Source organism: Pseudomonadota bacterium (assembly GCA_039033415.1).
Lineage (GTDB): Bacteria > Pseudomonadota > Gammaproteobacteria > Xanthomonadales > SZUA-38 > JANQOZ01.
In genome coordinates, this window is sequence record JBCCCR010000045.1 from 19,508 (window position 1) to 35,461 (window position 15,954).

Annotated in this window: 3 protein-coding genes; all 3 read right to left on the minus strand. The window is 64.9% G+C overall.

What is annotated here, in order from left to right:
- Positions 1 to 6 precede the first annotated feature (6 nt).
- The 3 genes from AAF358_25260 to AAF358_25270 all read right to left on the minus strand — a co-directional run bounded on the left by AAF358_25260 (position 7) and on the right by AAF358_25270 (position 15,689).
- Positions 7 to 12,816 (minus strand): hypothetical protein, encoded by a 12,810-nt coding sequence (locus AAF358_25260; protein MEM7708882.1) that lies wholly within the window; start codon positions 12,814 to 12,816, stop codon positions 7 to 9.
- Positions 12,817 to 12,990: 174 nt separating this feature from the next.
- Positions 12,991 to 13,557: an ECF-type sigma factor gene (locus AAF358_25265; GenBank protein MEM7708883.1), complete on the minus strand. Its 567-nt coding sequence runs from the start codon at positions 13,555 to 13,557 to the stop codon at positions 12,991 to 12,993.
- Positions 13,554 to 15,689: a serine/threonine-protein kinase gene (locus AAF358_25270; protein ID MEM7708884.1), complete on the minus strand. Its 2,136-nt coding sequence runs from the start codon at positions 15,687 to 15,689 to the stop codon at positions 13,554 to 13,556. Before AAF358_25270 ends, AAF358_25265 begins: the two co-directional genes overlap by 4 nt.
- Positions 15,690 to 15,954 lie beyond the last annotated feature (265 nt).

A 15,954-nucleotide genomic window follows, 5' to 3' on the forward strand; every position in this document is an offset into this window, starting at 1 on the left:
ATAGCGCTAATGCCTACGGGGGTTGAAGCGACCTGGTCGCGCCTCTCCGCGCAGGCGAAACAGGCCAAACCAGAGCAGCAGGAGGCTCAGCACCAGCAGTCCCGCAGCACCCGTAACCGGTACCGGCAGCGGGTTAAGATCGAAGATGACAACCGTTGGATCGGAGTCATCGTCGGGGCCGTTTCCGTCCGGGTCCGGGTCTACGCCATCCTGCGAAACGTCGGTGACGTCGCGCCCACCGCCATTGCCGCTGGCCGTTGCGCTGTTGAAATACGGCGGACTGGTGGTGCGGGAGAATACCAGCACGCTCAGCTCGATGACGCCCAGCTCGCCGATCGCCAGTGAATCTGTGCCGAGAAGCATATTGGTGTCGGCTGCCCCGTCATAGGCCATGTTCACGCTCAGGGTCGGAGACTGGATGTCGCTGACCTCAAAGCTTGCTGGCGCGGGATAGGTCAGCGTCAGGTCATCCACCACCTGCACGCCATCAAGCTGCACCTGGCCGGAGTTTTCCAGCCGGAATCGATAGGACACAAGCGCGCTGCCGCCCGGCAGTCCGTTCCCCTGGGTGGACAGCTGCACGCCGGCGAGCTCTTTGGCGAGGCCAATCTCCGCTAGACCCGCCCCACCGAGCGGCACTTCCGTTGGATCGTCATTGTCCGGAGTGTCCGGATCGTCGGAGTCCACCGGGCCCGTCTCATCGGAAGTCAGCAGCGCCTGGTTGATGAGCGACACGACGTCCAGCGGCAGCGGGTCGTTGACCCGAACTTGGTACGCGATGGTGACCTCCCCGCCGGCAGCGAGCGCCGCGATGGTGACCTCAACGCTGAGCTCGCCGGCACCGTTGCCGGCCACCACCGTGCCGCTGCTGGTCTGTACGGAACCGTTGATCAGCAGCCCGTTGCTGTCGGGGGTATCGGTCAGACGCAGATTGTTGGCAGTGCCGTTGCCCACGTTCTGAATCGTGAGCAGGTAGTCCACCCGGTCTCCGCCGGAAATGAAGCCATCGGCGTCCTCGTCAAACGTATTGATAACCGCCTTGCTCAGCTCCAGGATCGGGTCAGCGTCGATCGGGGTTCCGGTTGGGTCGTCGTCGACCGGCGTGTCGGGATCATCCGTGGGCTCGTCAGGCAGACCATTACCGCTGACCAGTCCCTGGTTAAACACCTGTGTCGCATTGTTGGTGACCGGGTCGTTGATCGTGACGTCGAAGGTAACCGTCAATGATGCCCCGCCGGCCAGCGTGCCGATCGTGACCAGCACATCGCTGTCGGCGGGCGCATTGCCCCGCACAACCGCGCCGATCGTGCTGGCGACGGAGCCCACGACCAGCGTCGTGTTGGCATCTGGGACGTCGGTGAACTGCAGCCCGGCCGCCGCCACGTTACCGGCGTTCAGGATAGTGATCACGTAGGTCAGGGTGTCACCAGGGGACGCTACGCCGTTGCCGTCCGCGTCATTAGTCAGCAAGTCGGTCTTGCTCGCCTCGATCCTTGGGCTGGCGTCGATCGGCGTTTCGGTCTCGTCATCATCGTCAGGCGTGTCGGGGTCGTCCGACGGTTCAACAGGTGCGTTGGTGCTGAACACCACCGCCTGGTTTGTCACTTCCGTGACGCCGGCCGGCAGCGGGTTGTTGATCGTGACGTCGAAGGACAGCGTCACGCTGTTGCCGCCCGCGATGTCGCCAAAGTCCGCCGCTACGTCCCGATCGCCTGCGGTATTGCCCTGGGTCACCGTCCCCTGTGACAGCTGGACCGAACCAACCACCAGCGTTACGTTCGGATCGAGGTTGTCGTTCAGGAAGCTGCTGACCGCCGCCTGGTTGCCGTTGTTGTTGACGGTCACCAGATACGTCAACACGTCTCCGGGCGAGGGCGTGCCGCTGCCGTCGGTATCGGTGCGCAGCACGTCGGTTTTGATCACCTCCAGGTCCGGCGCGGCGGTCAGGGGCACTTCGGTTTCGTCATCGTCCTGAGGATCGTCCGGGTCGTCCGTCGGTTCTGTCGGCAGCTCGTTGCTGTTCACCAGACCCTGGTTTACCAGCTCGGAAACGCCCGCCGGGATCGGATTGGCCACCAGCGTCTGATAGCTCAGCGCAACGCTGGCGCCCCCGCTGATGGTCCCGACTTCCACGCTGATCGTGGTGTCACCCGGACCGTTGCCGAGCAGCACCGTTCCCTGCCCCGCAACCACGCTGCCGTTGACGAGCGTGGAGTTCGGATCAGGTATATCGGTATAGCTCACACCCGTTGCGGCGCCGTTACCGAGGTTATCGATCACCACGATGTACAGCAGCGTGTCACCCGGGCTGACCTGCCCATTACCATCCGCGTCGAGCTGCAGCGCAACCGCCTTGCTGGCTTCGAGCACCGGCGCGGCCGTGACCGGCGTTGTGGTCGGGTCGTCATCGTCGGGGCGATCCGGATCATCGGTCCGTTCGATCGGCTGCTGGTCGGAGCTGACCGTTCCCTGGTTGCTCAGCACGGTCACGCCGGCGGGCAGTGGATTGTTGATGGTCACATCGAACGTGACCACGGCGCTGCCGCCGCCGGCGATGGCGCCGATGGCAACCTCCACCGCCTGGTCTGCCGCACCGTTACCCAAGGTCACCGCACCGGCGCTGGTCGTCACGCTGCCACTCACCAGGGTCGTGTTGGGATCAGGCTGATCGCTCAGCACCACGCCGGTAGCGCCAGCGTTCCCGCCGTTGCTGATGGTGATTCGGTAGCGGAGCGTGTCACCCGGCGAGGCGACGCCGTCGCCGTCGGCGTCAAGCAGCAGAGAGTCGCTCTTAAACGCCTCCAGCTGAGGTGCGGCGTTCAGCGGCACCACGGTTTCATCATCATCCGGCGGGCCGTCGAGGTCGTTCGACGGTTCGGCCGGCAGCCCGTCAGCGGTTACAAAAGCCTGATTCACCAGTTGTGAAACGCCGGCTTGCAGCGGGCTTGGGACCTGCACCTGGTAACCCACGGTCACGCTGGCACCACCACCCGGCAGCGTCCCCACGTCCACCGCTATCGAGGTGTCACCCGGCGTGTTGCCTAGCGTAACGACTCCCACCGAGGCGATCACGCTGCCGGCGACAAACTGACCGTTCGGGTCGGGCGTATCCGTGATCACCACTCCGGTGGCGGCCGCGTTACCGATATTGACGGCCGTCAGGGTGTAGCTGAGCGTGTCACCGGGGGAGGGAAGACCGTCAGCGTCCGCATCGATCAGCACCGCGGCCGATTTATCCAGCTCGACGATCGGCGTCACGGCGACCGGTGTCGGCGTTGGGTCATCTTCCGGCCCGAGGTCCGGGTCATCCGTCGGCTCATCCGGAAGCTGGTCGCTGCTGACAAAGCCCTGGTTGACCACCTGCGTTACGCCCGCCGGGAGCGGGCTGTTGATCGTGACGTCAAACGTCAGCGTTACCTCACCGCCGCCAGCCAGATCGCCGACGGCAACGGTGACCGCGCTGTCTCCGGCGGTGTTGCCGCTGAGTACGGTGCCCAGTGTCGTAACAACACTGCCCACAACCAGCGTGGTGTTCACATCCGGCGTGTCCTCAAAGGTCAGATTGGTCAGCCCCACATTGCCGGCGTTTTGAACCAGGACCGTATACCGGAGCACGTCCCCGGGTGACGGGAGCCCGTCACCGTCGTTATCGAGCCGCAGCGCGTCACGCTTGAACGCCTCCAGCTGCGGGTCAGAGGTGACGGGCGTTGTGGTCGGATCATCGTCCGGCGGCGTGTCCGGGTCGTCCGTATCGAGCGGCGGCAGCTCAGCGCTGGTGATCACCGCTTGGTTGTCCACCTGGGTCACCCCGGCAGGCAGCGGATTATCGATCACCACCTCAAAAGCGATTTCTGCGGTCTCACCGCCGCCGGGGATAACGCCGACATCCACCTGCACGTTAACGTCACCCGCGCTGTTGCCCTGAACCACCGACCCTCGGGTGGTGGCCACCGAGCCGACAACCAGCCCAACGTTCGGATCCAAGTTGTCATTCACAAACGTTGTGGTGGCGGCCTGATTGCCGCTGTTGACGATGACGATCTGGTACAGCAGCGTATCGCCGGGTGAAGGTGTACCGTTGCCGTCTGCATCGACCAGCAGCGTGTCGCGCTTGCTGGCGCTGAGCACTGGGGTGGCCGTCAGCGGCACGTCCGTAGGTTCGTCGTCGTCCGGCACATCAGGATCATCCGTCGGCTCGTCGGGCACCTCGTTGCTGCTCACCACCCCCTGATTGCGCAGCCGGGTCACGCCGGCGGCGAGCGGATCGTTCACGAGCACGTCATAGCTGATCGAGCGACTCGCGCCACCCCCGGGCAGCGTGGTGATGTCCACCCTGATGGTGGTGTCGCCCGCCGTGTTGCCGAGCAGCACCGTGCCAAGCGGCGCAACCGCTACGGAACCGACGACCAGCGTGCTGTTGGCATCGGGCGTGTCGTTGAACACCACGCCGGTGGCCGCCGAGTTGCCGGAGTTGATGATGTTGACGGTGTAGCGGATGGTGTCACCCGGCGAGGCCAGGCCGTCACCGTCAGCGTCGTTGAGGAGCTGATCAGACTTGTCTGCCTCGATCACCGGAACCGCCGTCAGCGGGGTTTCCGTGGGATCGTCACCGTCCGGCGTATCCGGATCGTCCGTTGGGTTGGTCGGCGTTTCGTTGCTGCTTACCAGACCCTGGTTGGCCACTCGGGTGACGCCTGCCGGCAGCGGGTTAGCCACGAGAACCTCGAAGCTGATGACCGCCAGCCCGCCGTTGCCCGGCAGGTTGCCCACGGCCACGGTGACCGGTGCCACACCGGCGTTGCCGCCGGTTACCACGCCGCGCGTGGTGCTGACGCTCCCCGGCACCAGCATGGTGTTGGCATCCGGCGTGTCGGTGAACAGCACGCCGCTCGCCGCCTGGTTGCCGCTGTTGCGGATGGTGACCGTATAGGCCAGCACGTCGCCGGGGGACGGCACGCCGTCACCGTCGTTGTCACCGACCAGCGTATCGAGCTTGGTGCTGTCGAGCACCGGCGCTGCGAGCAGCGGCGTGATGTTGGGGTCGTCATCCGGCGCCGTGTCCGGATCGTCGGTCGGCTCAGACGGCAGTTCGTTAGAGTCAACGCGCCCCTGGTTCACCAGCTGCGTCACGCCGGCCGGCAGCGGGCTGTTGATCGTGACGTCGAAGCTGATGCCGACGCTGCCGCCCTGCCCCGCGAGGATCCCGATATCCACGACCACTGGCGGCAGGCCGGCGTTTCCGTCGGTGATGATGCCCTGGCTCGTGGTCACCGAACCCGGCACCAGCGTCGTATTGGGGTCCGGCGTGTCCACAAACATCACGCCCGATGCGTCCTGGTTGCCGCTGTTGTCAACCCGAACCACGTAGCGCAGCGTGTCGCCCGGCGACGGCAGGCCGTCGAAATCGGCGTCGACAAGCAGGCTCGCACTCTTGAAGGCCTCAATGATCGGTTCAGCGATCAGCGGCGTCACGGTGGGATCATCGTCGGGCGCTGTGTCCGGATCGTCCGTGAGATCGGGCGGCAGCTCGTTGGAGGTGACCCGTCCCTGGTTCGCAACTTCCGTCACCCCGTCAGCCAGCGGGTTGTCTACCAGCACGTCAAAGGTGATCGTAACCGTTCCGCCACTGCCGGGTATCGCTCCTACCTCGACCAACACCGGCGGCGTGCCCGCGTTTCCGCCAAGCACCGCGCCGGCTGAGGTGGTGACCGATCCAGGCACCAGCGTTGTATTGGCGTCGGGCGTATCGGTGAACTGAACGCCGGTGGCTTCACCGTTGCCGGTGTTGGTGATCTGCACCGTGTAGCGCAGCGTGTCGCCCGGCGACGGTGTGCCGGTCGCGTCTGCATCGATCAGCAGCGAGTCCGCCTTGGTGCTCGCCAGCACCGGATCGGCGTTTACCGGCAGCGCGGTGGGATCGTCGGGTCCCGGCGGACCCGGATCGTCGGTCAGCACGTCGGGGATCTCATTGCTGGACACCAGGCCCTGGTTAACCAGCTGGCTCACCCCGGAAGCCAGCGGCGCATTCACCGTCACGCGGTAAGTGACCGTTGCAGCGCCCCCGCTGCCGGCAATTGCACCCACCGCCACGACCACAGGCGGCACGCCGGCATTGCCGTCGATGACAACGCCGGCGCTTGTCGCTACCGACCCGGCGACCAGCGTCGTATTGCTATCCGGCGTGTCTTCGAACACCACGCCGGTGGCCGCAAGCCCGCCGCTGTTGGTAATGACGATCGTGTATTCGAGGACGTCCCCGGGCGAGATGTCGCCGGAGCCGTCCTGATCGTTGAACAGCGCGCCGCTCTTGCTGGCGGCGAGCTCCGGCAGCGATAGATTCTCTGTGTCGCTGGCGGTATCCGTGCGATCCTCGTCGGGTGCGTCCGGCATGCTGGTGCCGCTGACCGTGGCAACGTTCACCACCGGCAATGGCGGCAGCGGGTCAGCGAACATCACTCGAACCGTAAACGACAGCGTCTCGCCCACTTCCAGCGAGGTCTCCGGCGTGCTGCCCACAGGATCGCTGACAATCCGAACCGTCGACTGCCCGGCAGCCGGCGTGTCGGTCAGCACCTGGCCGGTGAAGCCAGCAGGAATCGTATCGATGACGAGGGTCGCCAGATCCCAGCTTGCGCCGCTGAACACGTCGTCGAGCTGCAGGTCGTAAGCCGGCGCGCTGCCGGTATTGCTGACGTCGAACTGCAGGGTTGCCACCAGCTGATCAACGCCGGCCAGCGACTTGTCCACCGCCAGCTCCGGAGACACCACGTCCACGTCCGCCGTAGCGGAATCGATGACCGTACCGGTGGGCCCCTCAAACTGCAGCGTCGCGGTATTGGTCAGAACGTCACCCGCCTCGTTGCTGTCCGGATCCGCCGGCGAGCTGGGGCCGAGATTGACGACCACGCCGCAGACCTGAACGGTGAGCTGATCCTCTGGGGTGACCACGTTGTCCGTGGTCGGATTGATCACGTCACCAAGATTGAAAGTGGCGGTATCTTCACCGGCGGGCGCCAGATCATCGGTGATCACAGCGTCGAACCCGTTGGTCACCCCGAGCATGCCCGAGGCAAAGACGTTGGCGCTGGTGATTCGCAGCACGCCGCTGGCGCCGTTGGCGCTGCCCGACGGTACCGTGTCGCTGATCACCACCTGCTGGGTCAGCCCCTCTGGGAAGGTCACGGTGCTGTGGTAGCAGACCTCCTCCCCGATGGTGACGTCAACCAGGAATGGATCAAAAGCGTCTTGGCCGGTGTCAGGATTGCTGGTCGAAAACACCTGCTTCTCGATGCTGGGCTGCGCGACCGTAAACTGGCCGGTATCCGCATCGGTGCCACCGCCATTGTCGTCACCCGTACCGCCCGGCGTTGAGTCCCACTGCAGCGTTGCGTCGTTGCGATAGCTGTCGCCCGACACCACGGCGGGGTCGACGGTGACCTCGTAGGAGATGGTGCAGACATCACCCAGAACCAGCTGGGTGATGGTGAAGACCACCGCTGGATCACCGCTGCCGTCGGCAACAAAACCCTGGCATTCGGGGGAAGCGCTGAAATTGGTCGGCAGACCCGAACCCAGCGGATCGGGCAGCTGGTCATCGATATCCAGGTCATAGGCGACCGCCTTCGATTCGCCGCGATGCGAGATTTCAAGCGTAAACGTCAGCGTGTCGCTGCCGCTGACCTCAACGAGCGTATCCGGCGTCTTGTCGATCTGCAGCAGCGGCTGAACCAGATCCACGTCAACCGAGTCGGTCAGGGGCGGCTGCGGCGCGCCGCCGATCTGAAAGTCGAGGCTCGCCTGGTTGCGCGCGTTGTCCGTATCCGGATTGGTGGGCAGGTTACGCACCCGCGCCACCACGGTGAATTCGATCTGATCATCCGCGGGCAGGTTGGCGTCGGTGGTCGCGTTCACCACGTCCCCGAGGTCCCACAGGAAAAAGTCGACGCTGCCGTCCAGCGGCGGGCCGTCGGTCAACAGGTCGGGCGCTGCCCCGACGGTCAGACCGCTGCCGACCGTGATGTCAGCCCCAATGCGAGTCAGGGTGGCCGACACCAGCTCAAAGGATGCAGCCGGCAGGTTGCCGGGGAACGGGAGCTGATCGCTGACCACCGCGTCTTCGAGCGTCCCGTTGGGCAGGTCCAGCAGCACCCGGTAGGTGACCTCCTCGCCGATCGTCAGGTCGGGCTCGGGGCCAAGAAAGCCGTCTGCGTCTGGCGTGTTGCCGTCGCTGGACGAAACGAACTGCTTTTCGAGACCGGGGCCGGAGATGTCCACCACAAACTGCGCCTGGTCATCGTAGCTGCGGCGGTCTTCGTCAGCGTCCAGCGCATCGGTGCTGAAATAGGTCAGGCTGGCCACGTTCATCACCATGTCGCCGAGGGCTGCCGCCACGTTGATCTCGGCCTGATAGGTGAAGCGGCAGACGTCCGGCAGCGGCAGGCGATCAACGCCGATACGCAGGCCCAGGCCGGTGGGATCACTGTCGTCCAGTAGGTCCGGCGCCAGGCTGCAGGATTGACCTGCCGGCGCGCCGGCCGCGACGAGTGTGCCCGGCAAGTAGGTCAGTTCTGGCGGCAGCTGGTCTGCCAAAAGAACGTCTACCGCCGCGGCGCCGGACGTGCCGGCATGGCCAACATCCAGCGTGAAGGTGATGACGTCACCGGCATCACCCGAAGTCGCCGAGCCGCTCTTCGCCAGGGTCAGCGAAGGCTCCACCAGCTCAACGTCCGCCGATGCGGTGACGTCGGCGAAGGTATCGGAGGAGACGACCAAATTGTTGCGCACAGGCAGTCCGGTGACCGCGTTGCCGACGATGTCGGCCACCCGGGCCCGGACCTGGAAACTGATCTGGTTGTCCGCCGCAACCGTTCCCAGCGTGTCGTTGGCATTCACCAGGTTGCCAAAGTCCAGCAGCAGCTGATTGTTCAGTCCGTCTGAGTTGGTGTCATTGATGGTGACCAGGGGCGGATCGTTGTCGACGGTAATCTCTGCGCCGATGGTGACGGCCGAGACCGAGAGCAGCTCCAACACCGTCGGGGCGATGGGCAGCTCGTCGCTGACCACGACGTTGCTGGCCGAGCCGTCAGGTATCGTAACCGTCAGGTCATAGGTGATGACTTCACCGATCGTGACGTCCGGCGTACCCGGATCAAAGGCGGTATCGCCGGGCGTCTCGGTTCGGTCCGCAACTGCTTTGGTAGCCATCACCGGCGCTACGGTAAATACCGCGGTGGCCTGCGCGTCGTAGTCGTCCGCGCCGCCCTGCCCGTCACCGATACCCGCGGCGCCGGTGCGCTCGGAATCAAACTCGTCGATGAACGGCGACAGGTCAAGGTTATCGCCAGGCAGCGAGGTCCACTCGCTGCTGGCCACGTTTTGAATATTGGTGCCGATGGGCGTGGCTGCGTCGACCTCCACGTCAAACACAATCTGACAGCTCTGCCCCTTGGTAAAGGTGTCCCAGCTCGCGCTGATGACGCCCGCGTTTTCCGTCGGCCCCACCTCGGGCGTATCGCCGCAGGCTTGCAGGGTCGGGCCGGTCACCAGCGTTAGGAACGGCGGGATGGCGTCGCTCAGCTCGACGTCGAACGCGTCAGGCCGGTTGGCGCCGCCGGTCACCGCCACGGTGATGACAACCTGGGTCACCTGCCCGGAGTCGCCGGTGGTTGGACTGAAGGTCTTGGCCATCGATATGGCCGGCTCGCGCACGGTCACGTTGGCCGCGCTGTCGCTGGCGAGCGTCGAACCACCCTGGCGCCACTGGGCGCTGTTGTTACGGCCGTTGCCGTTGTTGACGTTGGTGGCGTTGAGGACCAGCACCTCGTAATCGATCACAATATCGATGCTGCCGGCGCCGCTGCTGCTGGGCACCACCACCGTGCCGAAATCAAAGTCGGCCCGCCGGGCCACGTCCCGGGCGTTGCCGCCGTTGCTGGTGATGAACGGGTTACTCGCCGCCGCGCTGACGTTACCGATGTTGCTGCAGGTCGCATCCAGCGCCACGCCGTTGCCCGGCGTTACGCTGGCACCGCCGAGATTGACAGACGTGCAGTCGGCAAACGCCAGGCCACCATCAAGGATGTCCCGAAGGATGATATTGCTGGAGGTGCCTTCCGGCAGCGTCACCGTTGTTCGATAGCGGACCAGGGAACCGACCACCACCTCGTTCTCCGTTCCGTCACCATCCAGCCCCAGGGCGGCCTCGGTGGGGCTCACGTTGACGAGCTGCTTGCTGACCGCAACGTCGGTGATCGACGCCGCGGCATCGTCGGTGACCTCGGGGAATCGGTCGCCGGACCCGTCACCCGGTGCCCACGTCACGCCGCTTTCGTTGGTCAACGTGCTGCCGGGCTCCACGCTGTCGGGCAGCGTACAGCTCACTTCGATCAAAATTCGGCTGTTGCCGTTGGGGTCGCTGGCCGGCGCGAGGGCCGCCCCGGCGTTAGACGCGGTGTTGGTGCCGTCGTCATCGAAGGTAATGCCAGCGCCGAAGAGGTCGCCGGTGAAGTTGACGTAGCGTGTATCGCCCCCGTCGATGGTGCCGGCCGTGCTGCCGTTGTCGATCACCACCCGCGGCTGACCGTCGTCGGTGATCGCGCACGACTGGAGCGTACCACCGGCGCTGTCGTCGGTGGCGGTGACGTCGAAGGCGCTGCCGCTGCCGGTGTTTTCGAGCGTGATCAGGTAGGTGAGCACGTCACCCGCGTCAGCGCTGCTGATGTCCCCACCGGCAATCGTGCCCTGGGAGGCGGCGTTGCTGCTGGCAATAATCTGTTTGTCGAGCGTGAGGGCGGGCGCCCCGACAACAAACAGCGCACCCGTATCGGCGGTTGCGGACGCCTGGTTGCCGTCGCCGTCAACGTTAAGAATGTTGCTGAGGCTCAACCCGTCAGCAAACGCTGAAGGCTGTACCGTCATCGCGATATCCAGCTCCAGCACAACGGGCGCGACCGGTTCAGACACCTCGTCCCAGGTGATCACCCAGGAGTTAGGGGCATCGGGAGACGGCACCGTGCCCCCACCAGAGTCGGCGGTAATGCTGCCGACGCCGATCGGGGTACCGCCGCCGTTGACCAGCGTGTGATTGGGGCCGTACGCGATCGTGGTGCCGTTGACCGTCGGATTCACGCCGTACTGCTCCGCATCAAAGATGGGTATCGGCCAGAAGTCGGTCCAGACCAGGTTGACGATATCCGCCGCGTTCAGCGTCATCGTGAGGCGATAGACGACGTCTTCTCCCACCTGGTAGCTCACCCCGTTGGCCGGGGTGCTGACGACCTGCTTGGTGAGATCCAGCCCGGCGACGCTGACGCCGGCCGCCGAACCCTCGGCGCAGCCAGGCACCGCAGGACCGCCGCCGGGTGACTGCACCGAATAGGTGGTGTCGACGTTATTTGGCAGGCCGTCACCAATCCGAAGCGGCACGGGCGTACCCGGCGTCGAACCGAAACGAGATACGTAAGTCTGCTCCACCTGCGCGGTGTATGTCAGCGACCCGGTGGTGCCGGAACCGGCGCCCTGATCCCCCGTCAAAGGCAGCAGCGGCACGGTCAGACTGGCAAAATCCAGCGTGATGACCGTTTCGGTGCCGTTGACACCGGTCTGCGTGGTGACCAGAAAATCGGCGCCGCTGGTCAGCCCCACACCGTTCAGCACCAGCGAGCCGGTATCGAGCGTCAGTCCGTCGGGCACGGAGTCCACCAGCACCAGCTCGGTCAGTTCAGCAAAGTCGGAAACCTGGTAGTTGATGGTGTAGCTGACCGTCTGACCGGGCGCAATGGTGCCGGGGCTCGCAGCCTTTTGCACCGAAAAGTGTTTGGCCACCAGCGAGTCGTCACTCTGCGTCGCGGCCGGCGAAAAGATCGGGTTACCGAGGTAGTCGGCCAGCAGGCTGGCGGTGTTGGCCGGAATGGGAAGGTCCATGCACATGGTCTCGTCCAGCACGTCCGGAATCACCACCGGGATGGTGACGGTCACGTCGTCCCCGGCCGCGGTGCCGATAATCGGGCCCGCACAGTCGACGGTCACGGTCCCGCCGCTGCCGATCGCCGGCTGAGTCACGGCGCAGTCAGCGTTGGTAAGGCCGGACCCGCCGCCCACCTGAGCAACACCGCCGTTGCTGTCCGCGATGATCAGCGGCGCGGGCAGCGGATCGTCGAGATCCAGATTGGTGAGCGACTGCCCGTCAGCGATATCCACGGTTAGAACAAAAACAAACGGAAAACCTGGGGGTGGCTCCGCCTCGAGAAAATCGCTGGCTTTGCTGGCAAAGCGGGCGACGGTCAGCGTGCTGACGTCGGTCTGAGGCGCGCCGATGATGGGCGTGGTCCCCGTCGCCGAATCGCCAAAGCGAAAGACCGGGGTGCTCGTAATCGGATAACTCTGTCCAACCACCGCGTTCGGCGAACCGGCCGGATCGTCGCTTTGGAGACAAATGGTGAGCGAGATGGCCGGCCCACCTGCCGTCAGGGATCCCACCGGCGGAACGATGGCCACAAAGGTGCCATCGGGGGGGCCGCTGATCGGCTGATTGATGATGGGGTCGGTGGCGTTGCCCGCGCCGTCGAAAGGAACAACCGTGGCGGCGACACCCAGCGGGGTGACCTCAGCCGAATTGAAGTTGATGCCCGGCGGCAGGCTCAGCTGCAGGTAGGGACCAAAACCCGTTGCACCGCCCGTATTGCTGAGCGTCTGGGTATAGCAGAACTCTTCGTTGATAAACGGGTCGGCGGGAGGCCCACCGGCAATCGACAACACCTGACCGTAGCCGGGCAACGTCCAAAGCAACGCCCCCAGCAGCCAAATCCTTTGCAGCATGTGGTGTTTGTCTCCCTGAGCTGTGTGTCCCCGTGCCCCGTAACCCAACCAGCGGCAGCAGAATTATGACCCAACCGCTACCGGCGACCCCAACCGCCCGTACAGTTGTTCACATCTTGGGGGCCGACATTACCACGCCAGGGTCCAGGGAAAATAGCCAGAAAACCTTCGGCGTCAGGAGACTAAGATCTCTTTGAGCAGCTTTTTCGCCCGGGTCCAGTCGCGCTGGACGGTACTCCTGGAGCAGCCCAACGCCTCCGCCGTCTCGTCTTCGGTCAGCCCGGCAAAAAACCGGCACTCCACGAGCTGGACGAGGCTTTCGTTTTCGGCCCGCAGTACCTCAAGCGCGTCCTCCAGCTCGAGCAGCATGCCCGCCTGCTCCTGACCGCTGAGCTTGTCGTCGTCCCAGGTCGTGCGGTGTTCCGACCCCTGGCGCTTGAGAGCAAGCCGTTCCCGTGCTCGATCGACGCAGATCCGGCGCATCGCCCGGGCGATCAGCCGAAAGAAATGCTGCCGGTCGTTGAAGTCACCTTCCGCACTGTTCATCAGGCGCAGGTAAGCCTCGTGCACCAAGGCCGTGGCGCTCAAAGTTTGCTCCGAGCGCTCGCCCCGCAGCTGACGACCAGCCAGGCGCCTCAGGTCCGCGTAGACCATCCCGAGCAGCGCTTCCATCGCGTCGGCGTCTCCGCCGCGGCTGGCAAAAAGCAGCTGGGTGATCTCCGCTGTCGGCCGATCGGTCACGGACCGCACAATGCCCGCTGACGGCGGCTCTCCCGGAGCTCCGGGTGATCGGTCGGGTAGTGTGAACTCCCGATCGAGATCGAGAGGTCGTAGTACTCAAGCGCCGCGCTGCAGTCGCCGGACAGCCGCAGCGCGGTTGCGAGATTGTGCGCCACCAGCGCGACTCTCGGGTGCAATTCCCCGAGATCGTTCTGATAGGCGACCAAAGCGGTTCGGTACTGTTCACCAGCATCGGTGAACGACTCTCTGGCCATGAGCACGTTGCCCAGCGTGGTGCTGGCGGTGGCCAGCAGCTGCGGGTTATCGCTGCCGGTCCGGAGCAGCTCCACCGCGCTACGGGCATGCTTTTCGCCCTCGCCAAGCTTGCCGGAAAGGCGCAGCGTGTCCGCCAGGTTGCTCAGGGTCATCGCCCGTCGAACGGCGTTATCACCTTCCAGGTCCCCAAGCGCATTCAGCGAACGATCGAACGCCTCGACCGCCTCCTGCAGCTTGCCGCTGTCCGTCAGGATCAAGCCCTGCTGGCTGTAGGCCTGCGCCCGCTGGCGGGCGTGCGCTGCGGTTGCCGGCAGCAGCGACAGCGCGCGGGCCATATGATCGCGGGCCACGTCGATGTTGGCCGCCCGCCGCTCGGCTAGCGCCAGCCGCTGGAGGGTGAGGGCGAGCACCTCCGGTGGCACATCGTCTTCCTGCTCAAGCTGCGTCAGGGCGGCCTTGAGCTCCTCAAGCCCGGCACCCAGGTTGCCGTCGCGATAGCGCGCGTAACCCAGCAGGCTCAGGAACTCAGCATAGCGAGAGGGAGGCTCAGGCAGGACGGCCAGCTCGTTGACCAGCGGCTCGACCAGCCGAATCACCTGTTTGAATTCGCCCGCGTCCAGCAGCGCCCGTCCACTCTGAATCACCATGTCACGCTGTAGCGCAGGCGAGCTACGGGTGGCGCTGGCCAGCTTTTCAAAGTTGCCGCTGGAGATAACGTCGTTCAGCGGGTCGGAGCCGCCTTGTTCGAGGGGGTCCATATTTTCGAGGATTTCGGTGACCACCTCACCCAGAGCGGCCGCATCCTGGCCTCTCTGCTTGACCTCTGCCTGCTGTTCCTCGATCTGGCGCCAGACCAGGCCGCCGGCCACCAGCGCCACAACGATGATCGCAGCCGCCGCGCTGAGCTCCATGCGTCGCCGTTCCGCGACCTTTTTCAGGCGGTAACCCGTTTCGGTCGCTCGACTCGGCAGCATCTCACCCTCGGCCAGGGCCTCCAGGTCCAAACCCAGCTCGTCGGCCGAGGCGTAGCGTTGCTTAGGCTCAACGTTTAGACACCGGGTGAGGATATGCATCAGGTCAGCCCGGACCCGGCTCGGCAGACCGTCCACCAAATCGGCCGCCAGCCTCGGACTCGCCATCTGGCGCCGAACCTCATCCAGCCTCGCCTCGCTACGCGCGACCAGCGGATGGCGGCCCGTCAGCACACGAGCGGTGAGTATGCCCAGCTGGAAAACGTCGGTTGCCGGAGTGACAGTCGTTTGAGCAAACTGCTCGGGCGCTGCGTAGAGGGGCGTTAGAAGATGTTCACCCTCGTCCTCGGCGTCAGCGATGCCTGAGATGCCGAAGTCCAGCAGCTTCGGCTCCGCGGCCTCGTTGATCAGGACGTTTCCCGGCTTGAGGTCCTGATGAACAACCCCGAGCTGGTGTGCGTGCTCCACCGCTGAGGACACCTTGGCTAGCAGCTTGATGCGCAGAGCCAACGCCGGCTGGTGGGTGTCGCAATAGTGATCGATCGCCTGGCCGGCCACGAGCTCCATCACCAGATACGGCCGCTCGCCAAACACCCCGCCGTCGATAATGCGGGCGATGCCCGGATGGTCCAGGTCAGCCAGGATCTGGCGCTCTCGGAGAAATCGCTGCCGGTGAGCGTCACCGACGAGCGCCGCACTCATCACCTTGACGGCGACCTGCTGCTCGAACTGATCCGTCCGCCGAGCACGATAAACGCTGGACATGCCGCCGACCCCGATCCGTTCCAGCAGCTCAAAAGCACCCAGCGTCTGCCCGGACCAGTCTTCGTCGGCATCCTCGACATCACCGAGCAGACCACCACCGGTGACGAGGAGTTGATCCCATTTATCCGAAGCATCATTCACAGCGCAATGTTACCGCAGGACCGCCGACGGTATCCGTCGAGCGCTAGTGTCCTGTTTGGCAAGTTCGTTGTATTTCAGCGCGTGTCCACAAGGCCCTGGAGTCAGTGGTCCGTGCGGTGTGGCTGTGGCTTCAGCGAGCGTGTCAGGCGTCAGGCCAAGGCGATTCGTCGCGGTCATAGCCCTGGCTATGGCCGCGGCGGATCAACACCGGCATGGCGCCTGACACGCTCGCCCTGCGGGTCCACCGCTGGGCCCGCCTGGCCGC